This window comes from Orrella dioscoreae (assembly GCF_900089455.2).
Classification (GTDB): domain Bacteria; phylum Pseudomonadota; class Gammaproteobacteria; order Burkholderiales; family Burkholderiaceae_B; genus Orrella; species Orrella dioscoreae.
The window spans coordinates 1,117,359-1,142,952 of record NZ_LT907988.1 but is presented as its reverse complement, the minus strand read 5'-3'; the positions used below and the strand labels follow the sequence as shown (position 1 = coordinate 1,142,952).

19 protein-coding genes are annotated in these 25,594 nt (G+C 69.2%); 8 read left to right on the top strand and 11 right to left on the bottom strand.

Features of this window, described 5'->3' with window-relative positions; all coding sequences use genetic code 11:
• Window positions 1-23 precede the first annotated feature (23 nt).
• Window positions 24-1,253 carry a nucleoside recognition domain-containing protein gene (locus ODI_RS05145; protein ID WP_067749242.1) on the bottom strand — a complete coding sequence of 410 codons (1,230 nt, stop codon included), beginning with the start codon at window positions 1,251-1,253 and terminating at the stop codon, window positions 24-26.
• A 177-nt stretch (window positions 1,254-1,430) separates the two neighbouring features.
• Here ODI_RS05145 and pyk point away from each other — a divergent pair, with 177 nt between their 5' ends.
• Together pyk and ODI_RS05135 are read left to right on the top strand one after the other, a co-directional pair.
• Entirely contained in the window at window positions 1,431-2,870 is a 1,440-nt protein-coding gene (gene pyk / locus ODI_RS05140) for a pyruvate kinase (RefSeq protein ID WP_067749216.1), read from the top strand.
• Between the two features lie 170 nt (window positions 2,871-3,040).
• Complete coding sequence (locus ODI_RS05135; protein ID WP_067749214.1) at window positions 3,041-4,183, top strand: glycerate kinase; 1,143 nt, start codon at window positions 3,041-3,043, stop codon at window positions 4,181-4,183.
• 85 nt (window positions 4,184-4,268) lie between these two features.
• Here ODI_RS05135 and rsmA read toward each other — a convergent pair whose 3' ends face one another.
• The 3 genes from rsmA to ODI_RS05120 are packed head-to-tail and all read right to left on the bottom strand — an operon-like array spanning window position 4,269 to window position 8,901.
• On the bottom strand, window positions 4,269-5,087 hold the full coding sequence (gene rsmA / locus ODI_RS05130; protein ID WP_098020842.1) for a 16S rRNA (adenine(1518)-N(6)/adenine(1519)-N(6))-dimethyltransferase RsmA: 819 nt from the start codon (window positions 5,085-5,087) through the stop codon (window positions 4,269-4,271).
• Complete coding sequence (locus ODI_RS05125; RefSeq protein WP_067749208.1) at window positions 5,084-6,544, bottom strand: peptidylprolyl isomerase; 1,461 nt, start codon at window positions 6,542-6,544, stop codon at window positions 5,084-5,086. The genes rsmA and ODI_RS05125 overlap by 4 nt, the downstream gene beginning before the upstream one ends.
• Window positions 6,541-8,901 (bottom strand): LPS-assembly protein LptD, encoded by a 2,361-nt coding sequence (locus ODI_RS05120; protein ID WP_074046757.1) that lies wholly within the window; start codon window positions 8,899-8,901, stop codon window positions 6,541-6,543. Before ODI_RS05120 ends, ODI_RS05125 begins: the two co-directional genes overlap by 4 nt.
• A gap of 247 nt (window positions 8,902-9,148) precedes the next feature.
• On the opposite strand from ODI_RS05120, the gene ODI_RS05115 reads away from it, so the two are divergent.
• The 5 genes from ODI_RS05115 (at window position 9,149) to ODI_RS05095 (ending at window position 14,446) form a co-directional block, all read left to right on the top strand.
• On the top strand, window positions 9,149-10,210 hold the full coding sequence (locus tag ODI_RS05115; protein ID WP_067749204.1) for an aminoglycoside phosphotransferase family protein: 1,062 nt from the start codon (window positions 9,149-9,151) through the stop codon (window positions 10,208-10,210).
• Window positions 10,207-10,920: an N-acetylmuramate alpha-1-phosphate uridylyltransferase MurU gene (murU, locus tag ODI_RS05110; RefSeq protein WP_067749202.1), complete on the top strand. Its 714-nt coding sequence runs from the start codon at window positions 10,207-10,209 to the stop codon at window positions 10,918-10,920. The genes ODI_RS05115 and murU overlap by 4 nt, the downstream gene beginning before the upstream one ends.
• Before the next feature lie 161 nt (window positions 10,921-11,081).
• Window positions 11,082-11,759, top strand: coding sequence for a DUF6776 family protein (locus ODI_RS05105; RefSeq protein WP_231968201.1), 678 nt, complete (start codon window positions 11,082-11,084; stop codon window positions 11,757-11,759).
• A 113-nt stretch (window positions 11,760-11,872) separates the two neighbouring features.
• Complete coding sequence (locus tag ODI_RS05100; RefSeq protein WP_067749195.1) at window positions 11,873-13,789, top strand: S9 family peptidase; 1,917 nt, start codon at window positions 11,873-11,875, stop codon at window positions 13,787-13,789.
• Window positions 13,790-13,840: 51 nt separating this feature from the next.
• On the top strand, window positions 13,841-14,446 hold the full coding sequence (locus ODI_RS05095; protein WP_067749193.1) for a M23 family metallopeptidase: 606 nt from the start codon (window positions 13,841-13,843) through the stop codon (window positions 14,444-14,446).
• Between the two features lie 79 nt (window positions 14,447-14,525).
• Here the strand turns inward: ODI_RS05095 and ODI_RS05090 are convergent, their stop codons facing one another.
• Genes ODI_RS05090 through coxB form a run of 3 tightly spaced genes read right to left on the bottom strand, consistent with a single transcriptional unit; the run spans window position 14,526 to window position 18,117 of the window.
• Window positions 14,526-14,921, bottom strand: a complete 396-nt coding sequence (locus ODI_RS05090; RefSeq protein WP_157929718.1) for a hypothetical protein — start codon at window positions 14,919-14,921, stop codon at window positions 14,526-14,528.
• The gene (gene ctaD, locus ODI_RS05085) at window positions 14,918-17,413 is read right to left on the bottom strand and encodes a cytochrome c oxidase subunit I (protein ID WP_067749187.1); all 2,496 of its coding nucleotides are present in this window, start codon (window positions 17,411-17,413) and stop codon (window positions 14,918-14,920) included. The genes ODI_RS05090 and ctaD overlap by 4 nt, the downstream gene beginning before the upstream one ends.
• On the bottom strand, window positions 17,410-18,117 hold the full coding sequence (gene coxB / locus ODI_RS05080; RefSeq protein WP_067749184.1) for a cytochrome c oxidase subunit II: 708 nt from the start codon (window positions 18,115-18,117) through the stop codon (window positions 17,410-17,412). Before coxB ends, ctaD begins: the two co-directional genes overlap by 4 nt.
• A gap of 81 nt (window positions 18,118-18,198) precedes the next feature.
• Here coxB and ODI_RS05075 point away from each other — a divergent pair, with 81 nt between their 5' ends.
• Window positions 18,199-18,699 (top strand): DUF2231 domain-containing protein, encoded by a 501-nt coding sequence (locus ODI_RS05075; protein WP_067749180.1) that lies wholly within the window; start codon window positions 18,199-18,201, stop codon window positions 18,697-18,699.
• A 20-nt stretch (window positions 18,700-18,719) separates the two neighbouring features.
• Here the strand turns inward: ODI_RS05075 and ODI_RS05070 are convergent, their stop codons facing one another.
• The 4 genes from ODI_RS05070 to ODI_RS05055 form a co-directional block, all read right to left on the bottom strand.
• A complete protein-coding gene (locus ODI_RS05070) occupies window positions 18,720-19,151 on the bottom strand; it encodes a CopD family protein (protein WP_067749177.1) in 432 nt (143 codons plus the stop codon).
• A gap of 293 nt (window positions 19,152-19,444) precedes the next feature.
• Window positions 19,445-21,022: an efflux transporter outer membrane subunit gene (locus ODI_RS05065; RefSeq protein WP_231968200.1), complete on the bottom strand. Its 1,578-nt coding sequence runs from the start codon at window positions 21,020-21,022 to the stop codon at window positions 19,445-19,447.
• Complete coding sequence (locus tag ODI_RS05060) at window positions 21,015-24,185, bottom strand: efflux RND transporter permease subunit (RefSeq protein WP_067749173.1); 3,171 nt, start codon at window positions 24,183-24,185, stop codon at window positions 21,015-21,017. Before ODI_RS05060 ends, ODI_RS05065 begins: the two co-directional genes overlap by 8 nt.
• A gap of 51 nt (window positions 24,186-24,236) precedes the next feature.
• Window positions 24,237-25,469 carry an efflux RND transporter periplasmic adaptor subunit gene (locus ODI_RS05055; protein ID WP_067749169.1) on the bottom strand — a complete coding sequence of 411 codons (1,233 nt, stop codon included), beginning with the start codon at window positions 25,467-25,469 and terminating at the stop codon, window positions 24,237-24,239.
• Window positions 25,470-25,594 lie beyond the last annotated feature (125 nt).

The following is a 25,594-nucleotide window of genomic DNA, read 5'->3' as shown; positions in this document are numbered from 1 at the left end:
CTTAAGTGCGTGAACCGCTCTGCTTAGCCGAAGAACCAGTAGCACACCGCGATGGACGCCAGCACGCCGGCCAGGTCCGCCAGCAGCGCGCAGCCCACGGCATGACGGGCCCGCTGGATGCCCACGGCGCCGAAATAGACTGCCAGCACATAGAAGGTGGTCTCGGTGCTGCCCTGGACCGTGGCCGCGACCAGCGCGGGAAAACTGTCCACGCCGAAATGCTGCATGGTTTCCAGCAGCATGGCGCGCGCCGCGCTGCCCGAGAACGGCTTGACCAGCGCCGTGGGCATGGCGTCGACGAATCGCGTGTCGAGCCCGGCCAGCGTGACCAGCCAGCGCAGGCCGTCCAGCGCGAAGTCCAGCGCGCCCGACGCACGCAGCACGCCCACCGCGCACAGCATCGCCACCAGGTAGGGCAGCAGGCTCTTGGCGATGTCGAAGCCCTGCTTGGCGCCTTCGATGAAGGCGTCATAGACGGCCACCTTGCGCACCGCCCCGGCGACCAGGAACGCGATGATGAGGCCGAAGAGCGTCAGGTTGCCCGCCAGCGCGGAAAAGGCGGACAGCGCCGCGGCCGAGAGGCTGGCCGCGAAGGCCATGAGGCTGCCCAGCAGCAGCGCGGCGCCGGCCAGCCAGGCCAGCACGACCGGATCATGCAAGCGCAAGCGCTGCATCCAGGCCACGGCGAAGAGCGCCGTCAGCGTGGACGCGCTGGTGGCCAGCAGGATGGGCAGGAACACCATGGCCGGGTCGGGCGCGCCCTGCTGCGCCCGGTACATGAAGATGGTGACCGGCAGCAGTGTCAGCGACGACGCATTCAGCGACAGGAACAGGATCTGCGCATTGGTGGCCGTGTCGGGCTTCGGATTGAGCGTCTGCAATTCGCGCATGGCACGCAGGCCGATGGGCGTGGCCGCGTTGTCCAGGCCCAGCCCATTGGCGGCGAAATTGAGCGTGATGAGACCGATGGCCGGGTGGCCGCGCGGCACCTCGGGCATGAGCCGGGCGAACAGGGGGCCGAGCAGCCGCGCCAGCCGGTCGACCAGGCCCGCGCGCTCGGCGATGTTGAGAAAACCCAGCCAGAGCGTGAGCGTGCCGAACAGCAGGACCATCACTTCGACGGACAGCCTGGCCATGTCGAAGAGGCCGGCCACCATGCCGGCGAACACCTGGGGATCGCCCAGCGCCAGCCAGCGGATCAGGGCCGCGCCCGCGGCGACGAGGAAAAAGGCCAGCCAGAGAAGATTGAGCATCGCATCGCGCAAGAAAAGACTGCCTCGCACTGTACGCGATGCCGTGTCCGGGAAAAAGAGGCGCGGGCCGGCCAGGGCGGACATCGCTGTCCACGCCGGTATTCCCTTACTGCACGGCGGCCGTCATCGGTGGGTATAGTGTAGGCACAACCATAACCCCATACGGAGCCAAGCCCCATGCCATTGCGCCGCACCAAGATCGTCGCCACCCTCGGGCCGGCCACCACCTCTCCCGAGAAAATCGAGGCCCTGATCGCGGCCGGCATGGACGTGGCGCGGCTCAACTTCTCGCACGGCAAGGCCGACGACCACCGCCAGCGCGCCGAGCTGGTGCGCACGCTGGCCGCCAAGCAGGGCCGCTATGTCGCCCTCATGGGCGACCTGCAGGGCCCGAAGATCCGCATCGCACGCTTTGCCAACAAGTCCATCCAGTTGCAGGTGGGACAGCCCTTCTCGCTGTCGAACAGCCACCCCAAGGACGCGGGCAACGACACCATCGTCGGCATCGATTACCCGGAGCTCGTGCAGGACTGCCGACCCGGCGACGAACTGCTGCTGGATGACGGCCGCGTGGTGTTGCGCGTGGACGGGGTCGAAGGCGACGTCCTGCAGACGACCGTCACCGTCGGCGGCCCGCTGTCCGACAACAAGGGCATCAACCGCCGCGGCGGCGGCCTGTCTGCCGCCAGCCTCACCGACAAGGACCGCGCCGACATCCTCGTGGCGGCCGAGCTGAAGCTGGACTACGTCGCCGTGTCCTTCCCCCGCTATGGCAGCGACATCGAGGAAGCCCGCACGCTGCTGCGCGCAGCGGGCAGCGACGCCTGGATCGTCGCCAAGATCGAACGCGCCGAAGCCGTGGCCGATGACGAAGCCCTGGACGCCCTCATCCGCGCCAGCGATGGCGTCATGGTCGCGCGCGGCGACCTGGGCGTGGAAGTCGGCGATGCCGAGCTCGTGGGCATCCAGAAGCGCATCATCCAGCACGCCCGCACGCTCAACAAGCTCGTCATCACCGCCACGCAGATGATGGAGTCCATGATCGCCAGCCCGCTCCCCACCCGCGCCGAAGTGTCGGACGTGGCGAACGCCGTGCTGGACTACACCGACGCGGTCATGCTGTCGGCGGAAAGCGCATCCGGCAGCTTCCCCGTGGAAGCCGTGCAGGCCATGGCGCGCGTCTGCCTGGGCGCCGAAAAGCACCCCACCAGCACGCGCTCGCACCATCGCCTGGGCGAAACCTTCAGCCGCTGCGACGACACCATCGCGCTGTCGGCCATGTATGCCGCCAACCACTTCCCCGGCGTGAAGGCCATCATCAGCCTGACCGAAAGCGGGCGCACCCCACTCATCATGTCGCGCATCCGCTCCGGCGTGCCCATCTATTGCTACACGCGCCACGCCGACACGCAACGCCGCGCCGCCCTCTTCCGCGGCGTCTACACGATCCCCTTCGACGCCGCCCAGTTCGATCCGGCCGAGGTCAGCAACGCCGCCATCGCCGAGCTGACCCAACGCGGACTCGTGGCTTCGGGCGACTGGGTCGTGCTGACCAAGGGCGACCTGCTGTCCGACAGCGGCGGCACCAACGGCATGAAGATCCTGACCGTGCCCTGAGCCAGCGCTGAACCGGCGATGTTGCGCCGCAAGGCGCCACACGCCCACAATCCATCGGATAATCGCTGGCTGAGCCCGGCTCACGGCATCACGCGCATGCCAGGCCGGGCCGAACGTGACCGCCCGAAGGCGGCAAGACACCAAGACCTAGCATTCGGAGACAAGCAGACGTGAAGATTGTGATCGCCCCCGACTCCTTCAAGGAAAGCCTGAGCGCCGCCGGCGTGGCCGAGGCCATCGCCGAGGGCGTACGCCTTGCCGTGCCGCAAGCCCAGATCGTCTGCGTGCCCATGGCCGATGGCGGCGAAGGCACGGTGGATGCCGTGCTCGCGGCCACGGGCGGAGCGCGCAAAACCCTGCGCGTGCGGGGCGCCCTGGGCGCTGAGCAGGAGGCGCACTGGGGCTGGCTGGACGGCAAGACGGCCATCATCGAAATGGCCTCGGCCGCTGGCCTGGAACAGATCGCCCCGCGTGACCGCCGCCCCTTGGAAGCGTCCAGCTACGGCGTCGGCCAGTTGATGCGCGCAGCGCTGGACGCCGGCGCCACCCGCATCATCCTGGGCCTGGGCGGCTCGTCCACCACCGACGGCGGCGCGGGCATGCTGCAGGCCCTGGGGCTGCAGCTGCGTGACGCGCAAGGCAAGGAACTCGGGCCCGGCGGCGCGGCGCTGGCCTCGCTCGACAGCATCGATGCCAGCGGGCTCGATCCGCGCCTGGCGGACACCCGCATCGACGTCGCCTCCGACGTGAACAATCCCCTGTGCGGGCCCAAGGGTGCTGCCCACATCTTCGGCCCGCAGAAAGGCGCCACGCCCGAGCAGGTCAAGCAACTGGACCAGGCGCTGTCGCGTTTCGCGGATGTCTCGGCCCGGCATCTGTCGCGCGACGTGCGCGAGCAGCCCGGCGGGGGCGCGGCCGGCGGCCTGGGTTTCGGCGCCTATGCCTACCTGTCCGCCAGCTTCCGCCCCGGCGTGGAGATCGTCGCCGAACTGGGCGGCCTGGCCGCCCACATGGAAGGCGCGGCGCTGGCCTTTACCGGCGAAGGCCGCATGGATGCCCAGACCCTGCACGGCAAGACGCCAGCCGGCGTCGCCGGCATCGCACGCCAGGCCGGCGTGCCCGTGGTGGCCCTGGTCGGCTCGCTGGGCCCCGGTTACCAGGAACTGTATGGCGCCGGCATCAGCGCCGCATTCAGCCTGGCGCACGGCCCCATGACGCTGGAAGACGCCTGCCGCGACACCGCCGCCCTTCTCTCCGCACGCGCCCGCGACGCCATGCAGCTGTGGCTGGCAGGCAGGAAACACGTGCTGTAAGCACTCACGCCGCCCCCCTGCATCACCAAAGACAAAGCCGCCCCAGGGCGGCTTTGTCGCCTGCGCACGCACAAGGCAAATTGGCTCAGTTCGACAAGCCGACGCTGTGCGGCTTGCCCGGCCCGACCCTGCCCGCGTCGGTCAGGGCGTCGGCCAGCGCAATGAACTGCGCGACCGACAGGGTCTCGGCGCGCGCGGTGGGCGCAATGCCCAGGGCATCCCAGTCGATGTCGTCGGCCCAGTCGGCCAGGCCGCGCCGCAGCATCTTGCGGCGCTGCGCGAACGCACGCGCCACCACCTGCTCCAACGCCGCTTCGCTCTTGGCGCGCAGCCGGTCCGCCGGCAGCGGCACCATGCGCACGACAGACGAGACCACGCGCGGCGGCGGGTCGAAGGCCTCGGGCGGCACGTCGAACAGCTTGGTCATGCGATAGCGCGTCTGCAGCATGACCGACAGGCGGCCATAGTCGGCATCGCCAGGGACGGCGACCATGCGGTCGATCACTTCGCGCTGCAGCATGAAATGCTGATCACGCACCCGGTCCGCGCAGGCCATCAGGTGGAACAGCAAGGGGCTGGAAATGTTGTAGGGCAGGTTGCCGACGATGCGCAGGTGCTCGCCGAAGGCGCTGAAATCCACCTCCAGCGCGTCGGCCTCGACCACGCTGAGCTTTTCCGGCGGATAGGTGCGGCGCAGGCGCGCCGCGAGGTCTCTGTCGATCTCGACGGCCACCAGCCTGTCCGCCCGCGTCAACAGGGGCTTGGTCAGCGCAGACAGGCCGGGGCCGATCTCGACCAGGCAATCGCCCGGCGCGGGCGCGACGGCACGCACGATGCCATCCACCACGGACTCATCGGTCAGGAAGTGCTGGCCGAAACGCTTGCGCGCCTGATGCGCCATCAGAGACTCTGTTCCAGGCGCTCGCGGCGCTCGAGGCGGTTGTCGATGTAGGCACGGTCCTGCAGCTGGTCCAGGAACTCTTCGAAGGCAGGGCCTGCGCGGCGCTCGAAGAGTGCCTGGCGAGCCTGCATGCGGCGGTATTCGTCGGCCATGTCCTGCGTGCGGCGCTCGATCACCTGGATCAGGTGCCAGCCGAACTGGCTCTGGATGGGCTCGCTGATGCCATCAGGCGGCAGGGCATCCATGGCGCGCTCGAAGTCAGGGACCGTCTGGCCGGGGCTCAACCAGCCCAGCTCGCCGCCCTGCGGCGCCGAGGCGTCGTTGGAGTAACGGCGCGCCAGGTCGGCGAACGACTCGCCGCCTTGCACGATGCGCTGGCGCACCTGTTCCAGGCGCTGGCGCGCCTGTTCGTCGCTCATGACCGCGGAGGTCTTGATGAGGATGTGGCGGGCATGGGTCTGCGTGACGGGCATGGGCGTGCCATCCGCCGGGCCCGTGGGGCCCTGGGGCGCACCCGGCGCGGGCGCGGCCGAGGCATTGGACGAGCCGCCGCTGCGGCTGACGACCCGCACGATATGGAAACCATTGCCGCTCTGGATCACCTCGGACACCTGGCCGGCCTGCACATTGGCCGTGGCGTTCAGGAACAGGTCGGGCCAGCCATCGGCCGCGCGCTCACCCATGGCGCCGCCCTGCAGGGCTTCGGGGCCATCGGAGGAGGACGCCGCCAGCGCAGCGAAGTCCTCGCCGCCACGCACGCGGGCGAGGAGGTCATCGGCCTTCTTGCGCAGGGCTGCCACCTGGTCGGGCGTGGAGCCTTCAGGCACACGCACGAGAATCTGGGCCAGGGCCAGCGACGTGGGCGCGCCGCCCACTGCCGTGGGAGCGGCGCCGCGCGGCGATCCCGCGCTGCCGCGGCGGGCTTCCTGTTCCTTCAGGAAGGCATCGATTTCGTTGTCGGTGATGACGATGGCGCCATCGACGGTGCGCTGGCGCACGCGGTCCAGCATGACGTCGCGGCGCAGCACGACACGGTAGTCGTCCCACGACGTGCCTTGCGACTCGATCTGCTTGCGCATGTCCTGCGGCGTGATGCGGTTGCGCTGGGCAATGGTGGCAATGGCCTGGTCGACCTGCTCATCCGTTACCCGGATGCCAAGGCGCGATGCCTCCTGGTCTTCCAGGCGTTCGCGGATCAGACGCTGCAGCACCTGGCGCTGCAGCACCACGGGATCGGGGCGCTGGATGTTCTGCTGTGCCAGCTCACGCTCGGCCTGGCGGGTGGCGGCCTGCAGTTCACTCCAGGTAATGACGCTCTTGTCCACCACGGCGGCGATGCCATCCACCACGGGCGAAGGAGCGGAAGCAGCGGGGGCAGGTTGCGCCACGGCGCCAGCGGACAACGCCAGCGCGGCCGACGCCAGCGCGAGACGGGACAGATGAAGCGCACTACGCATTATTCATACCTTTCAAATGATGTACTGGAACGAACCGGATCCGTGACCTCTTCATAGCCAGTAACGCTTCTGGACAGCAGATTCATGGGATTCGTTCCCAAGGAACCCAGGCCGCTCAGCTCCAGCTGGAAGAAAATACCGGTGTTGGCCTCGTTGACCGACACGGCATAGCGCTGGAACACGACGCGGGCAGCCCAGCAGCAATCGCTCTTGTATTCGAGGCCGGCGATGGACTGGGTGGAGCGGCTTTCCTGCAGGGAGTAATCCACGCGGCCCACGCCGAACCAATGGCGGCTGAACGGCCACTGCGCGGACACGCTGATCTGCTCACGCCCGGGCGGCACATAAGGCGTGTTCTCGGGCGGGATGCGTTGGTAACGATAGGAGGCGGCAATCGTCGCCAGGCGTTGCGGGCGCCAACGCGCCGAGATGACCGAACGCTCCCAGTTATCGGTATGGGGGTTGTACTGGGCCGTGACCTGGGTGCTCAGTGTATCCGTGATCGCGGCCTCGGCGCCCACGAGGAAGTCCGAGCGTACCCCAGTTCGAGGCACTTCACCCGGCAGGGTCACGCGCTGGTCCGTGAAGTAGAGTCGCTGGGCGCCAGACAGGCTCAAGCGTTCGAAACCGGTGTTGGCATCGAGCCACCGGGATGTCAGGCCCAACGTCACCTGGTTGGCGTTTGCGATGCGGTCCCAGCCCCCGGAATAGATATTCTCGTCAAAAGCCTGCGCGAAACTGAAGTTCGACAGCGCGGTATCGTAGATGGGCAGCGTCTCCTGGTCGCGATACGGCACATGCAGGTAGTACAGGCGCGGCTCGAGCGTCTGGATGGACGACTTGCCGAACAGCGTCGTGTCGCGCTCGAAGGTCATGCCGCTGTCCAGAGACAGGATCGGCAGCGTGCGGCTCTGCACGCGCGGATTGCCGCGCAGCGCACCGGGCCAGTCGGTGTGGTACTGGGTCATGTGCACGCCAGCCTTGGGCGTGATGTACCAGCCGGGCCGGACGATCGGGAAGGAGATCGTCGGATAGGACATCAGACGATCGCCGTTGGCCCAGCTCCGATCCGTGACATTCAGGTACAGCGGCCGGCTGAATCGCGTGGCCGTGGTCTCCCACTCGGCGTCCAGGCCGTTCCAGTTGTATCGCGCGCCCCTCAGGTAGAACGACGGCAAGCGGTCGTACTGGGGGGTCAACGGCGCGTCCGGATCCTGGAGCGTCTGGTACGAGGTTGCCTCGACATAGGCCTGCCAGTACGTGCTGCCCCAGCCAAACCGCCCCGAGCGAGTCAGGTAAGTGGTGTACGCCTCATTGAGACCGACGGTGGAAATGTCCCGGAAGTAATCGTCATCCGACACCCCGTTCAAGTCCCAGTCGAAATAAAACCCGCCACCCAGGGTCTGGCGATGCCTGGCCGAATACAACCAGCGTTTCTCGCCCGTGACGTTGTCACTGCCCAGGTAGGTTCCGGCGATTTCGCCCGAATATGTCGCCCCCAGATAACGGAACTCGCCACCCAGCATCGTCCCGCGCTTGCTCAGGAAGCGCGGGGTCAACGTCATGTCGTACTGGGGATGCAGGTTGAAGTAATACGGCAGCGAAAAATCGAAACCGCCACGGCTGGTCGTGCCGTACGTGGGCAGCAGGAAACCCGACTTTCGCTCCTGCTTGATCGGGAACGTGAGATAGGGCGAGGCCAGGATGGGCACGCCCTTGAAATACAGGACGGCGTTGCGCGCGACACCTTCGTTCTCGTCGAAATCGAGATCGACCTTGGAGGAGTCGATGTACCAGGCCGGCTTCTCGCAGGCGCAGCCCGTATAGACCACGTCGGTCAGGCGCATGCGCGAGCGGCTGAAGATGTCACCGTACTCGGCCCGGCCGCTGGCGCCGTTGGCGCCCAGCCAGAAATTCGGCTTCTCGACGTAGCCCGTCTGGTTATCGGCGTTATAGAGCAGGTTCGGCCCGGTCACCAGGCTGCCGTCGCGCATCAGGCGGGCATTGCCCTCGCTGACCATGTCGCCCGTGGCCTGGTTGTAGTTGATCCGGTCGCCCTTCAACACGGTGTCGATACGCCGCAACTGCGCATTGCCCGTGATCGTGATTTCCCCGGCAGGGTCGCCGTCGATACTGTCGCCATCCATGAACGCCGGGATATCGTCGTCGGCCATGTTCCGGTGCTGGCGCAGGCCGGGGGAGACCTTCAGGCCATTGAGCCGCACTTCGGAAGGTTTCCCACCGGACGCCTCTGGGCTGGCGGATTGCACCACGGCCCGGACGGGCGCGGGGGTTTCCTGGGCATAGGCTGCCGTGGCGCCAAGCGCGGCAAAGAGGATCAGGCTGCGGGCCATGCGCACGAGTCTCGGTCGATAGGTCGGGATAGCGGTGGACAGGAAACGGAGCCGGCTGGAAAGCCCGCGCCAGCCGTCCGGACGGGACAGGGCTGGGGGCGGCTTGCCGGCGCTGGCCGGTTGGCGACCCGGTATTATAGAGAAGCCGGGCGCATCGGTACGGGCGGGCTTTCCAGCCCCTGCCCGCCTGCCTCCGGCCCCGGTCCGGGCCGCCGCTGGCGGCCCTTTCCCGCCGCCTGCCTACGGAACCATCTTGACGCCCTCCCACCCCGATACCCGCCTTGCGCTCCTGCAGGACTGGCTGCGCGCGCAGCCCGCCGCCCTGGCCCTGGACATCGACTCCCTGCGCCCGGCCTCGGCCGACGCGAGCTTCCGCCGCTACTTCCGCCTGGACACCGGCGCGGGCACGGCCATCGTCATGGATGCCCCGCCGCCCAATGAAGACTGCCGGCCCTTCCTGCACGTGGCGGACCTGCTGCGCCAGGCAGGCGTGAACGTGCCGGAGATCCTGGCGCAGGACGTCGATGCCGGCCTGCTGCTGCTGTCCGACCTGGGCGACGCCACGTATTACCAGTGCATCCGCGCGGGCCTGACGGATACCGTCCTGCAGGCGATCTACCGCGACGCGCTGGCCGAGCTGGTCCGCCTGCAGGGCGCGGCCACCACCGGCCTGCCCGCCTATGACGCGCCGCGCCTGGCCGACGAACTCGCGCTTTTCCCCGAGTGGTATGCCGGGCGCCACTGCGGCGCCACGCTGGACGCCTCGGCGCGCGACACCCTGGGGGCGGCCTTCGAGACGCTGGTCGCCCACAACAGCGCCCAGCCCGTCGTCCTCGTGCACCGCGACTTCCACTCGCCCAACCTGATGCGCTGCACCGAGTCCCGCCACGGTCGCAATCCCGGCGTGCTGGACTTCCAGGACGCCGTGGCCGGCCCCATTTCCTATGACATCGCCTCGCTGGTGACCGACGCCCGTACCACCTGGGACGAGGCGCAGCAACTGGACTGGGCCATCCGTTACTGGGACATGGCCCGCCGGGCCGGCCTGCCCGTGCCCGCGGATTTCGCCGATTTCCACCGCGACTACGAGTGGATGGCCTTGCAACGCAACCTGCGCATCCTGGGCGTCTTCGCGCGGCTGTATTACCGCGATGGCAAGCCCGGCTACATCCGCGACCACATGCCGCGCGTGAACACCTACGTCCGCCAGGTCGCCTCGCGCTACCGTCCTTTCCTGCCGCTCATGCGCCTGCTGGACAAGCTGGACGCCCAAGGTCCCGCTCCCGGCGCCGTGCCTGGCGCCGCCGCGGCATGAAAGCCATGATCCTGGCCGCCGGCCGCGGCGAGCGCATGCGCCCGCTGACCGACAGCACACCCAAGCCCCTGCTGCCCGCGGGCGGCAAGCCGCTCATCGCCTGGCACCTCGAGCGCCTGGCCCGGGCCGGCATCCGCGACATCGTCGTGAACAATGCCTGGCTGGGCGCCCGGATCGAGGCCGCGCTGGGCGATGGCGCGCGCTGGGGCGTCAGCATTTCCCACTCGCCCGAGGGCGAGGCCCTGGAGACCGCGGGCGGCATCCGCCAGGCGCTGCCCTTGCTGGGCGACGCCCCTTTCCTGGTGATCAACGGCGACATCTGGTGCGACTGGGATCCCGCGCAAGCCCTGGCCGCCCTGCCGCAGGTGTCCACGGGCGCACGCCAGGCCTGGCTCGTGCTGGTGGACAACCCGGCCCACCATCCCCGAGGCGATTTCCGCCTGCTGGGCGACGGCGAAGTGCGCGACCGCGACTCAACCGGGGCGGGCGAGGCCCCCACGCTCACGTTCGCGGGCATCGGCGTCTACCACCCCTCGCTGTTTTCAGACCTGGCGGCGGGCGTGGCCGCCCCGCTCGCGCCGCGCCTGCGCGAGGCCATGGGCCGCGGCCGCGTCGCCGGCATGCGCCACGCCGGTCGCTGGATCGACGTGGGCACGCCGCAGCGTCTCGCCGATCTCGACGCAAGCCTGCGCCAGGCCCGATCTGTATAAGAGTGTGTCCCGATATCGCCGAGAGCAACCAAGCTTGTCGTCGCGCAAGGCTGGGCGGCATAACGCGGTATCCTTCCGGGTTTTGACCCGCCGCCATCCCGGCCGGGGGTCTCCGTACTGCAAGGAAGTGTTCGCTGATGTTTGGTTCGCAGAAAAGGCAAGTGTTCAAGCCTTCGGTCTATGAGACCAGCAAGCGCCGCGGTCGCATGCCGCGCTGGCTGGTGCTGCTCCTCCTGGGCGTCGTCCTGGGTGCGGGCGGCCTGCTGTTCCTGCAGACCAGCTATGGCCCGCAACGCCTGACCGTGCTGGAATCGCAGCAACTGACCAACGAGGTCAACAGCGGCAACATCGAACGCCAGCGCCTGCAGGTCCAGCTGGAGGAAAGCCAGCGCACGGTCGAGACACTCAAGACCGAGAACGAGAAGCTGGCCGTCACCGCCGCCCAGGCGGAAAAATCGGTGGCGCCGCTCAAGGAAGAACTGGCGCTCTTCGCCGACGCCATGCCCGAAGATCCGCGCGGCGGTCCGCTCGGCGTCAGCGCCGCCACGTTCCGCCGCGATGCCGGACAGCTGCGCTATCACGTGCTGCTGCTGCGCAATGCCGGCCAGGGCGCGCCGTTCAAGGGCCAACTGGCCATGGCCATCGAGGGCCGCTACCCGAACGGCCGCACCGCCACCGTCGAACTGGACCCGGTGGCCGTCAACCTGGACCGCTACGAACATCTGGCAGGCGTCGCCCCGCTGCCCGAGGGGTTCTCGGCTCGCCGCGCCACCGTGCGCGTGCTGGACGCGCAGACCCAGCGCCAGCACGCCATGCGCATCCTGATCGTGCGCGACTGAGTCCGTCCCGCGGGTTCGCCGCCGTCCTGGCGGCGAACCCTTTCCCCGCACAAGGGGGGAACTCCCGCCCCCGCGCGGCGTCCCATCACCTTCCCCTTGCTGCGAGGCCCTGCATGTTCCTCCCCCGTAAGAAAACCCTCATGGGCGTGGCGCTGTCCGCCGCCTTCATGGGACTGGCGCACGCCCAGCCCGCGCCGCTGCTGCCGCTGGAAGACTTCTTCGCCAACCCGCAGCGCGGCTACTTCAACATCTCGGACGACGGCAACATGCTGGGCTTCATGGAGCCCACCAGCCTCGACGGCCAGCCCGCCCGGATGAACATCCATGTCCAGTCCATCCAGGATGGCAAGCCCAGCGGCGAGCCGCGCCGGCTGACCAGCGAAACCGCGCGCGACATCGGCGGCTATTTCTGGAAAGGCAGCGGCACGGTGCTGTACGCCAAGGACTTCGGTGGTGACGAGAACTTCCACGTGCTGGCCGTGGACGTGAAGAGCCGCAAGGTCACCGACCTCACGCCCTTCGATGGCGCCCGCGCCATGATCACGGACGACCTCGAGGACGACCCCGACCACGTCCTCATCAGCCACAACCAACGCAACCCGCAGGCCTTCGACGTCTATCGCGTGAACGTCCACACGGGTGAGTCGACGCGCGTCGCCGAGAACCCCGGCAACATCATCGGCTGGCAGACCGACCATGCCGGCCGCGTGCGCGCCGCGCTGGCCTCCGACGGCCTGAACACCGTGCTGCTGTATCGCGACAGCGAAGACGAGGCCTTCCGCCCGCTCATCACCACCGACTACAAGACCCAGGTCACGCCGGCCCTCTTCACCTTCGACGACAAGCGGCTCTATGCCCTGAGCAACCGCGGCCGCGACCGCCTGGCGCTGGTCGAGATCGACCCGGCGAAACCCGACGCCGAGACCGTGCTCTTCGAGCCCGAGGAGGTCGACCTGGACGGCGTGGGCTATTCGCGCCTGCGCAAGGTGCTGACCGTGGCGGCCTACCAGACCGACCTGCCGCGCCGGAAGTTCTTCGACACGCAGACGGAAGCGCTGTACGCGGCCATCGCCAAGCAGTTGCCCGACTACGCGTTCACGCTGCAAAGCGGCACGCGCGCCGAGGACCGCTACATCGTGGCGGCCTATAACGATCGCACGCCGGGCGCCCGCTATCTGTACGACGTGAAGGCCAACACGCTGAGCAAGCTGGCCGATATCAACCCCAAGCTGCCCGAAGCCCGGATGGCGCGCATCCAGCCCGTGACGTACCAGAGCCGTGACGGCCTGACGCTGCACGGCTACCTGACGCTGCCCCCGGGCCGCGAAGCGAAGGACCTGGCGTGCGTCGTCAATCCGCATGGCGGCCCCTGGGCGCGTGACAGCTGGGGCTTCAACGCCGAGACGCAATTCCTGGCCAACCGCGGCTTCTGCGTGCTGCAGATCAACTTCCGCGGTTCCACCGGCTATGGCCGCAAGTTCTGGGAGGCCGGCTTCGGCCAATGGGGACTGGCCATGCAGGACGACATCACCGATGGCGTGCACTGGCTGGTCAAGCAGGGCATCGCCGATCCGAAGCGCATCGGCATCTATGGCGGCAGCTATGGCGGATATGCCACGCTGGCCGGCGTCACCTTCACGCCGGACCTCTATGCCGCGGCGGTGGACTACGTCGGCGTGTCGAACCTCTTCACGTTCATGAACACCATCCCGCCCTACTGGGCGCCCTTGATGCCCAAGTTCCACGAGATGGTGGGCCATCCCGAACGCGACAAGGAGCGCCTGGCCGCCACCTCCCCCGCCCTGCACGTCGACAAGATCAAGACCCCGCTCTTCATCGCCCAGGGCGCGCGCGACCCGCGCGTGAACAAGGCCGAGAGCGACCAGGTGGTCGAGGCCCTGAAGAAGCGCGGCGTCGAGGTGGAATACATGGTCAAGGACAACGAAGGCCACGGCTTTCACAACGACGAAAACAAGTTCGCGTTCTATCGCGCCATGGAAGCGTTCCTGAAGGAACACCTCAAGCCCTGAAGCGCCGCGCCCGGGCGTTGAACTCAGCTCGGCCATGAGGGTCCAATCCCCATGACCGAGACATCGACCTCCTCGCCGTCACCTGCCGCGGCCTTCGCCTTGCGCTGGCTGCGGCGCCTCGTCGTCCTTGGCCTTCTGGCCGCCAGCGCCTGGTGGGCGTGGCCGCGCCTGCCCGACCCATGGCGCGCGCCCTTCCACGCCGCGCGGCTGGCGATGCAACCCGTGCCCACCTCGCTGCCCGTGCCGGTGGCCGGCGTCGCGGCCAACCGCATCGCGGACACCTGGGGCGCGGCACGCGCCAATGGCCGCAGCCACCAAGGGGTGGATATCTTCGCGCGGCGTGGCACCGCGGTCATCGCCAGCACCGAAGGCGTCGTCACCCGCAAGGGCACGAACAACCTGGGCGGCCTGGTGGTGTGGGTCATGGGGCCGGGACGCCAGATGCACTATTACGCCCACCTGGACGGCCATGCGCCCGACATCGGGCCGGGCAGCCATGTCATGCCGGGCGATACGCTGGGCTATGTGGGCGACACCGGCAATGCGCGCGGCACGCCGCCGCACCTGCACTACGGCATCTACCAGTCCGGCGGCGCCATCAATCCGCATCCCTTGCTGCGGGCGGGCATGGGCACGGCGGCGAAAGCGGGCCCCTGAACACGCGCCTGGCATCCGGCTAGTGTGCTGTCCCGTAAAGTTGCCCAGCGAATCCGCAGTGCGCGTTCGGGACAGCACACTAGACGCACACCGGCAGCACCAGGATGGGCACGCCGGTCCAGAACATCGCAAGCGCCGCGGCGCCATGCAGCAACACCGTCAGGCGTTCCAGGAAGCGCTGGTCGCGACCGGCGCGACGCGCGCGCCGCCAGCGCCGGCCGGCGCGCCAGACCAATGCGCCCAGCGCGCCAAGCAATGCCAGCCACAGCCCGGCGAGCCACCAGGACAGTACGCCCACGCCCAGCCAGCCTGGCCGCGTGGCCCATGCCGATTCGCAACCCAGTGACAACAGCGCGTACAGGGCCGCGAACCCCGCGGCCCAGAGACCGAGCCCCGCCTGCGCCCTCAACAGGCGCCACGACCCGGTCTCCCGCGTAACGGGCGGCGTCCCGCGCCGCGTTTTGCGCGCCCTCATGCCGCGATGCCCCACACCGGCAGATACCACGCCAGCAGCACCACCAACCCGGCGCCAGCGCAATAGCCCTGCCACAGCGCGGCCACGCGCGGCTCCAGCCGCCGCGCGGCGGACACGAAACCCTTGCGTGCGCGCAGCGCGACGAAACCGGCGATGAGCGCGCCGGTCGACGCATGGATGACCACATAAAGCCCCAGCGCCGCGCACGCCGCGCCATAGGCATGGACGGTCGGGTCCGGCAGCCCCGTGCGGACATAGCCGAACAGCAGCGCGGCCGCCGCCAGTGACAGCAACGCCGACACGCACAGGCGCCACGAGGCCTGCAGTGGCGAGCCCGCGCAGGACGGCCGCGCCGCGCGCCATGCCAGCCAGGCAGACGCCACCAGGCAGGCCATCGCCAGCCAGGGCAAGGGATTGCCCACCGCGAGGAACTCGGGCGGGGGCCAGCCGGGGGCCACCGTCCACAGGAAGGCGTAGCCGAACAGGAGCGCCGCCAGCAGGGTCGCGTCGGCCACCAGTGCGAACACCGTGCCTCGCCAGCCCGGCGCCTGCAGGCTGGCATGGTGCGACACCAGCGACACGCCGCCGCCCACATCGCGGGGCTCGGGATCGCTGCGCGTTCCGCCCTGCCAGGCCCAGACGAGGAAGAGAACCAGCGCTGCCGCCACCCCCGCCGGCACCAGCCAGTACAGCTTGAACAGCACCGCCAGGAACGCCGCGCCGGTTGCCAGGGCGGCACAGAACGGCAACAGGCTGGGCCCGGGCAAATGCACCACGTGCGTGGGCTCGCCGCTCATCAGGCTCACTGCCAGCGTCTCGCGCAGGCGCCCGCGCGGCTCGGCCAGGTAGCCCCGGCCGCCTGCCAGGTCGGCCGGCAAGCCGGGCGCGTCCCACAGCGGTTCGCGGCCCTGCACGCGCGGCTGGCTGGCGATGTTGTAGGTGGGCGGCGGCGTGGCCATGGCCCACTCCAGCGTGCCCGCGCCCCAGGGGTTGCGTGGCGCCAGGCGGCCGGCGCGCGCATGCACGAAGAGATCGAGCAGCAGCAGCGCCACGCCCACCGCCATCACGAAGCTGCCGATGGAAGACAACAGGTTCAGGCCATTCCAGCCCACGTCGCCGGGATAGGTCTCGATGCGGCGCGGCATGCCCAGCAGGCCGGTCAGGTGCATCATCCAGAACGCCATGTTGAAGCCGATGAAGATCATCCAGAACGCCCACTTGCCCAACTGCTCGGAAGGCATGCGTCCCGTGGCATGCGGCATCCAGTAGTACACGGCGGCCAGCAAGGGGAAGACCATGCCGCCCACCAGCACATAGTGCAGGTGGGCCACCACGAAGTGCGTGTCGTGCGCCTGCCAGTTGAACGGGGCGAAGGCCAGCATCACGCCCGTCAGCCCGCCCGCCACGAAGACAAACAGGAAGCCGCCCAGGTACAGCATCGGCAGCCGCCACACAGGCCGCCCCGCCCACAGCGTGCCCAGCCAGGCGAAGAGTTGCACCGCCGTCGGCAAGGTCACCAGCATGCTGGCGGCCGAGAAGAAGGCCTGGGCCAGGTGCGGGATGCCGACCGTGAACATGTGGTGCACCCACAGTCCGAAGCTGAGAAAGCCCATGACCACGATGCTGCCCACGATCCACTCGTGCCCCACCAGCGGCCGCCTGGCCATCGTGGGCATCATCGTGGAGATCATGCCCGCGGCCGGCAGGAAGATGATGTAGACCTCGGGGTGGCCGAACATCCAGAACAGGTGCTGCCACAGCAGCGGATCGCCGCCGCGCGCCACGTCGAAGAAAGGCCAGTCGAAGGCGCGCTCGACCTCGAGCAGGATGCTGCCCAGGATCAGCGGCGGAAAGCCGATCAGGATCATGCTCGCCGTCACCAGCACATACCAGGCGAACAACGGCATGCGCGCCAGGCTCATGCCGGGCGTGCGCTGAGACAGGATGGTGGCCACCAGCTCCACGGCGCCGCAGATGGCGGAGATCTCGGCGAAGGTCACGCCGATCAGCCAGACATCGGCATTGATGCCGGGGCTGTAGGTGCTGCTGGCCAGCGGGGTGTACATGAACCAGCCGCCCGCCGGCGCCGCCCCCATGAACAGCGCGCCCAGCAGGATCAGCCCGCCGAACAGGTAGCACCAGTAGGCATACGCCCCCAGCCGCGGATACGCCAGGTCGCGCGCGCCCAGCATCTTCGGCAGCAGGTACAGCGCGAAGCCCTCCAGCATGGGAATGGCGAAGAGGAACATCATCACCGTGCCATGCATGGTGAAGACCTGCTGGTACTGCTCGGCGTCCAGGAATGCCGCGTCGGGCGAAGCCAGCTGCGCGCGGATCAGCATGGCCAGCACGCCGCCCACCAGGAAGAACACGAGCGAGGTGGCGATGAAGCGCAGGCCGATGGTGCTGTGGTTGACGGCGCCCAGCGCGCGCCAGCCGGGCGGATCGGCCCAGATGCGGGCAAAGCGGCGGTGACGGGCCAGGGGGGTCATGGCGCCTCCTGCGCGATGGCCAAGGTGCGCAGCCTGGCGGCCAGGGCCGCGTCATCGTGCGCGACCACCCGCATGCGCATGCCCGCGTGCCCCAGGCCGCAGAACTCGGCGCACAAGCCTTCGTACACACCCGGCGCGTCGGCGCGCAGGCGCACCGTGTTCTCGCGTCCCGGGATGGCGTCGATCTTGCCGCCCAGGCGCGGCACCCAGAAACTGTGGATCACATCGGCCGCGCTGACGTGGACGTCGATGGCGCGCCCCACCGGCACGTGGATCTCGTTCGAGGACTGCCGCGCGCCCCCGGGCGCATCGGGATAGCGCACCTCCCACTGCCACTGGCGCCCGGTGACCTCGACGCGATAGACGTCGTGTCCCGCGGCTTGCGGCAGCAAGGCGTCGCCCAGGCCCAGGCCGTAGGCGAGCAGGAGCGTCAGCACGGCCAGGGGAAACGCCACGCCCGCGCCCCACACCAAGCGGCGCGCGCCGCGCTCGGACAGGCGCGCGCGCCCGCGCCGCAACACCCAGGCAGCCAGGGCCAGCACGCCCAGCAGGATCAGCGCCGCGCCGCCCGCCATCCACCACCAGGCGGTGGCAATCGCCGCGGCGGCGGGTCCGGCGGGATGCAGCGCCGACAGCGGCGCATCGCCGCAGCCCGCCAGCACGGCCAGCACGGCCAGCAGCGGCAGGCCCGCGGCCGCTTGCATCCGGACACGCCTGGCGGGCGGGTCCGCGTGATAAGTTTGATCGCACCGCTCATGGTCAGGCATCCGTCCGCCCCAACCGACATGGAACACTTCCGCAAGCCCCAGCCCGTCGGCACGACCACCCAGGTCGCCATTGCCCGGCACCCCCTGCACCCGATGCTGGTGACCTTCCCCATCGCGTTCCTGACAGGCGCCTTGGCCACCGACATCGCCTTCCTGCTGCTGGCCGACCCCTTCTGGGCGCGGGTGTCGCTGTGGCTGCTGGGCATGGGCGCGCTCATGGGCATCGCCGCCGGCATCGCGGGCACCGTGGAATTGCTCTCCATCGCGGGCATCCGCCGCCGCGCCGTCGGCTGGAGCCACTTCGTCGCGGCGGTCATGCTGCTGTCGGTGGGCGGCATCAACTGGTATCTGCGCGCCGTGCCGGGCGGCGCCGAACACACGGTGCCGCTGATGGGCCTGTACCTGTCGGCGCTGGGCGCGGCGCTGGTCGGTATCGCCGGCTGGCTGGGCGGCAAGCTCGTCTTCGAACACCAGGTCGGCATCCACGACGAAGAGGAAGCGCCGCTGGAGCAGCCCTGAGGATGCCAGGTGCACCGGCCTCATGCCGCCAGCCCCAGCGTGGGCTTGGCCAGCACCAGCCAGAAGACCAGCGTCACCAGTACGCCCGGCACCACCAGCAGCAACAGCCGCAGGCGCAGCCCGCGCAGGCTGGGCGAGGTGTCGAGCCGCTCGACGATATGGCCGCAATACAGGTGGAAGAACACCATGCCAGCCACGGCGGTCAGCTTCAGGGGCAGCCAGGGCCCGGTGGGCGCATCGGTCATCGCCACCAGTCCCGTGCCCGTCACGATGGCCAGCACCGCCGCGGGCGAGGCGACCCACACGAAGACCATGCGCGCCATCACGTTCAGCCGCAGCATCGCGCTGCGGTCACGTGCGTGCCGGTGACAGGCGAACACCCCTGGCAGATAGAAAAGTCCGGCGCACCACGTCAGCAGGAACGCGATGTGCAGCGATTTGAGCCAAGCCACGGCGCTCCCCGGCTGTCGGGGCGCATGGCATCCAGCCCCCCACAGGCCGGTGCGTCGCCCTCGTTCATCATCGTCCGGTCACTATAAAAGCAGGGAGCGGCGTATGTGGCCGAGGCAGCCGCTCATTGTGTAACCTGACTTGTCCCGCGCTGGCGATGCCGCCCTGGCGCCTGTCACGCCAACACCTTCGACGGCGGCTTCGTGTGCGACGCATCGCGATACACATGCACGCGGCCTCGGCAAGAAAACCGGGGCATCCCTGCCCCGGCCCGCCTTCCTGGCGGCGACGCGCCTCAGCGCCGTGCCACGGACTCCCCTTGCGGGGCAGGCAGGGCATCCGGCCAGCCGCCGGCCAGCGTCTTGTAGACGGCCACCAGCGCCGTGGCGCGCCGCGTCGCGCTCTGTGCCAGCAGGTCCTCGGCTTCCAGGCGCGAACGTTCGGCGTCCAGCACGTCCAGCACGTTGATGGCCCCGCCCTCGAATTGCAGGCGTGCCGTGTTGGCCGCCCGCCGGCTGGCTTCGGCGGCCTGCGTCAGCGTGCCGTTCTCGGCCTGGGCCCGCGACAGGCGCACCAGCGCGTTCTCGGTTTCCTCCATCGCGCGCAGCACCGCACGCTCGTACAGGGCCACGTTCTCGGCCGCCGCCGAGTTGGCCGCGGCAATGCGCGCGCGCACCCGGCCGATGTCGAGGAAGTTGCCGCCCACGCCCAGCGAGATCACGCGGGTTTCACTGTCGCGTTCGAACAGCGAGCCGAAGCCCAGCGCCTGCGTGCCGATGAGCCCGCCCAGCGTGAAACGGGGAAACAGGTCGGCCGTGGCCACGCCGATGCGCGCCGTCGCGGCCGCCAGCCGGCGCTCCGCCGCCGCGACGTCGGGACGGCGGCGCAGCAGCTCGCCCGGGGCGCCTGCGTTGACCTGCGTGGGCAACACCGGCAAGGACACGGGTGCATCCAGCACGGCGGCCATTTCCGCCGGCGTGCGGCCGGTCAGCACCGCGATGCGGTGCGCGGCCACGGCGGCCTCGGCCTCCAGCGGCGGGATGCGGGCACGGGTCAGCGCCAGTTGCGTGCGGGAACGGTCCGCATCGAACGAGGTGCCGCGTCCGTTGTCCAGCAGCGCCTCGATGAGCCGCAAGGTGTCGCCCTGGTTGGTCTCGTTGTCGCGCGCCACCTGGATCTGCACCTGCAGGCCACGCAGGCGGAAATAGGCATCGGCCAGTTCCGCCACGATGGCGACCTGCACGCCGCCCAGGTCGGCAGCCGTGGCATCGGTCTCGGCCTGCTGGGCCTCGACGGCACGGCGCACGCGGCCAAAGAAATCCAGCTCCCAGACGGCGGAAAGGCTGGCGCCGTGCTGCTCGCCATCGCGTTCGGCGCGCGACATGCCGGGCGCCTGCGACGCGCTGGCGCGCCGGTCGCTGATCTCGCCCGACGCGCTCAGCGTCGGGAAGCGATCCTGGCGGCGCTCGCGCGACACGGCGGCCGCCTGTTCATAGCGGGCCAGCGCGATGCGGATGTCGTGGTTGGCGCGCAGCGCGTCTTCCACCAGCGACTGCAGCAGCGGATCACCCAGGCCCTGCCAGAACGGCGCGTCGGCCTCGGGCACCGGCAGCGTGGCGGCAGCGGCATCCTGGCGGGCGTATTGCTCGGCCACGGGCGCCTGCGGCGCCTGGTAGTCAGGGCCGACCGCGCAGGCGGCCAGCGTCAGCGCCACCAGGGGCGCCAGCAGGAAGCGCAGCGGCGGGAAGAAAGGCCCCCACGCCGCGCCTTCGGCTTGCTGCTCCCCGAGGGGGCTGCCTTTTGCCTTGGGGCGGCCCGGCGGCAAAAGGGAACGGGCGGAAGATTGCGTATGCGACATCATGGAATCAGACATGTGAGGTCTCCAGGGGCGCGGCGGCCTTGTCGCCGCGCGACTTGCGCATCGCCAGCTTGCGCAGCGCCACGTAGAAGACCGGGGTAAGGAAGAGACCGAAGAGCGTCACGCCCAGCATGCCGGCGAACACCGTCACGCCCATCACCTGGCGCACTTCGGCGCCGGCGCCCGTGCCCAGCATCAGCGGCACGACACCGGCAATGAAGGCGATCGAGGTCATGATGATGGGACGCAGGCGCAGACGGCAGGCTTCCAGCGCGGCGTCGATGGTGCTGCGGCCCTTGTCCTCCAGCTCGCGGGCGAACTCGACGATCAGGATGGCGTTCTTGCACGCCAGGCCGATCAGCACCACCAGCCCGATCTGCACGAAGATGTTGCTGTCGCCGCCCGAGAGCCACACGCCCGTCATGGCGGAGAGCAGGCACATCGGCACGATCAGGATCACGGCCAGCGGCAGGGTCCAGCTTTCATACAGCGCGGCCAGCACCAGGAAGACCAGCAGCACCGCCAGCGGGAACACGACCAGCGCGGCATTGCCCTGGGTGACCTGCTGGTAGCTCAGGTCAGTCCACTCCAGCTGCATGCCTTGCGGCAGCACCTTGTCGGCCGTGGCCTGCACCACCTGCAGCGCCTGCGAGGACGACACCAGGCGCGGATCGGACTCCCCGATCAGGTCGGCCGAGGGATAGCCGTTGAAGCGGATGACGGGGTCCGGGCCGAAGGTCTCGCGCACGTCGACCATGCTGCCGATGGGCACCATGTCGCCATTGGCGTTGCGGGTGCGCAGGTTCGCCACGTCCTCGACCGTGCTGCGGAACGGCGCGTCGGCCTGGGCCATCACGCGGAAGGTGCGGCCGAAACGCGTGAAGTCGTTCACATAGGACGAGCCCAGGTAGACCTGCAGCGTCTCGAACAGGTCGGTGACCGCCACGCCTTGCGCCTTGGCCTTGGTGCGGTCCACCTCGGCGTCCAGCTGCGGCACGTTGGCCTGGTAGGAACTGATCGGGTACTGGAAGCCCGGCACCTGCGAGATCGCGCCCGCCAGCGTGTTCGTGGCGGTCTGCAGTTCGCCATAGCCCGCGCGGTTGCGGTCCTGCACGTACAGTGAATAACCCGAACCCGTGCCCAGGCCCATGATGGGCGGCGGCATGATGGCGAAGACCAGCCCTTCCTGTTCCTGCGAGAACCTGGCGTTCAACTGCGCGGCGATCTCGGCGGCGGTGTGCTTGCGGTCAGCCGCGGGCGCCAGGCCGAAGAACACCACCCCGCTGTTGGGCGTGTTGGTCAGTTGCAGGGCGTTCAGGCCCGGGAAGGCGACCGCGTTCTTCACGCCATCGGTCTTCAGCGCGATATCGCTCACGCGGCGCACCAGGGCTTCCGTGCGTTCCAGCGACGCGCCTTCCGGCAGCTTCATGGCGCCGATCAGGTACAGCTTGTCCTGCGTGGGAATGAAGCCGCCCGGCACGGCCTTGAAGACCACGCCCGTCACCACCAGCAGCACGACATAGACCAGGAACACCGCGCCGCGGCGGCCCAGGATGCGCGACACGCTGTTGCCGTAGCCGTCGGCGCTGCGCTGGAAAAAGCGGTTGAACGGACGGAACAGCCAGCCCATGCCGCGGTCCAGGATGCGCGTGGGCAGGTCGGGCGGCGCGCCATGCGGACGCAGCAGGCGTGCGGCCAGCGCGGGCGACAAGGTCAGCGAATTGATGGCCGAGATCACGGTGGAAATGGCGATGGTCACCGCGAACTGCTTGTAGAACTGGCCCGTGACGCCCGACAGGAAGGCCATGGGCACGAACACCGAGCACAGCACCAGCGCGATGGCGATGATGGGTCCGCTGACCTCCTTCATGGCCTGATGGGCGGCAGCCAGGGGCGCCAGCCCCTCGGCGATGTTGCGCTCGACGTTCTCCACCACCACGATGGCGTCGTCCACCACGATCCCGATGGCCAGCACCAGCCCGAACAGGGTCAGCGTGTTGACGGAGAACCCGAGCATCAGCAGCACGGCGAAGGTGCCCACCACCGACACCGGCACGGCCAGCAGCGGGATGATGGACGCGCGCCAGGTCTGCAGGAAGAGGATCACCACCAGCACGACCAGCAGCACGGCCTCCAGCAGCGTGGTAATGACCGATTTGATCGATTCGCGCACGAACACGGTCGGGTCGTATTCCACCGACCACTCCACGCCGTCCGGGAAGCGCTGCGACAGTTCGGCCATCTTGGCGCGCACCTTGTCCGACACGTCGATGGCGTTGGCGCCCGGCGCCTCGAACACCGGGATGGCCACGGCCTGTTCATTGTTCAGCAATGCCATCAGCGAATAGTCGGACGCGCCCAGTTCCACGCGCGCCACGTCGCGCAAGCGCGTGACCTGGCCCTGCGCGCCGGTCTTGATGATGACGTCGCCGAATTCCTCTTCCGTCACCAGGCGGCCCTGCGCATTGATGGACAGCAGGAAATCGCTGCCGGCGGGGTTGGGCGGCGCGCCCAGCTGGCCGGCGGACACCTGCACGTTCTGCTCGCGCACGGCGGCGACCACGTCGCCCGCCGTCATGCCCAGCGCGGCGATCTTGTCCGGATCCAGCCACAGGCGCATGGAGTAGTCGCCCGAGCCGAACAGCTGGGCATCGCCCACGCCTTCGATGCGGGCCAGTTCGTCCCGCACGTGCAGCACCGCATAGTTGCGCAGGTACAGCGCGTCATAGCGGCCATCGGGCGAACGCAGCTGCACCACCAGCGTGATGTTGGGCGACTGCTTGGCCGTCACCACGCCCTGGCGGCGCACCGCCTCGGGCAGGCGCGCCTCGGCCTGGGCCACGCGATTCTGCACCTTCACCTGCGCGTCATCGGGATCGGTGCCCGGACGGAAGGTGACGGTCAGCACCAGCACGCCATCGCTGCCGGCGATGGACTTCATGTAGAGCATGTCCTCGACGCCGGTGATGGCCTCTTCCAGCGGCGCGGCCACGGTGTCGGCGATCTCGCGCGGGTTGGCGCCCGGATAGGTGGCGCGCACCTGCACGCTGGGCGGCACCACTTCGGGATACTCGCTGACCGGCAGGAGGGGAATCGCGATCAGGCCGACCACGAAGATGATGATGGACAACACGGCCGCGAAGATCGGCCGGTCCACGAAGAAACGTGCAAAGTTCATGGCGATTGCTCTGTGGCGTGGCTCACTGGGTGGAGGTCGGTGAGCGGGGCATTACTGCGCGGCCGGCGTGGCGGCGGTTTGGGCAAGACGCGCGGCCTGGCCGCCCGCGGGCGACATCTCGACGGCCTGGGCGGTGACGGGCATGCCGGGGAAGAAGACTTTCTGGATGCCGTTGACGATCACGCGATCACCCGGCTTCAGGCCCTCCTCCACGATGCGCAGGCCTTCGGCCTTGCGGCCCAGCTTCACGTCGCGGCGCTGGGCGGTGCTGTTCTCGTCGACCACGTAAACGTATTTGCGGCTCTGGTCGGTCAGGATGGCCTTCTCGTCGATCAGCATGGCGTCGAAGCTGCCGCTGCCCTGCAGGCGCACGCGGGCATAGAGCCCCGGCGTCAGCAGGCCATCGGGATTGGCCAGCGTGGCCCGGGCGCGGATCGTGCCGGTGGCGGGATCGACGCGGTTGTCGACGAAGTCCACGCGGCCGGCGTGCGGATAGCCGTCTTCTCCCACCAGGCCCACGTTCACCGGCACGCCTTCGCGGCGCTCGTCGGGGCGCTCGCCCTTGCGGGCCATGTGCGCGTAGCGCAGGTAGGTGCGCTCGTCGCTGTCGAAGTGCACGTGCACCGGGTCCAGCGACACCAGCGTGGTCAGGATGCTGGCCTGGCCGTCGGCCGTCACCAGGTTGCCGGTCGTCACCAGCGCGCGGCCGGCGCGGCCCGTGATGGGCGAACGCACCTGCGTGAAGGACAGGTCCAGCTTGGCGGTGTCGACCGCGGCCTGGGCGAACTGCACATTGGCCTGGGCCTGGTCGGCGGCGGCGCGGCGCTGCTCCAGCTCTTCGGTGGACACGGCCTGCAGCGAGGCGAGCTTCTGCGCGCGGGCCGCTTCGCTGCGCGCCAGCGCCGCCTGGGTGCGGGCGCGGGCCAGGTCGGCCTGGGCGCGCGCCAGCGCGGCGCGGTAGCTGCGGGCGTCGATCTCGAAGAGCACCTCGCCGCGCTTCACGGTCTGCCCTTCCTCGTAGTTCACCTTTTCGATGTAGCCGCTCACGCGTGGCCGCAGCGCAACACTTTCGACGGCTTCGACGCGGCCATTGAAGTCATCCCACTGGATGATCGGGCGGGCCGACACGGCGGCCACGCTGACGGTGGGCGGCGGCGGCGCGGCGGCGCTGTCGGCGGCCTCGCTCTTGCAGCCGGCGAGGGCCAGCGCCAGGAGGCCGGCCGCGGCCAGCGGGAGGGCACGGCGCAGCGGGGCCGGGACGGAGGAATGGAACAGTGTGCTCATGCTTGCAAACTCGGGCGCGGGTGGGAACAAGCCCTCCGGACGGCGCGCCCGCGCGGCGTGGGCCGGCTGCGGGGGACCTGGGGAGGCGCGTAGATGCTTCTGACTTAATTTCATAACGAACGCTA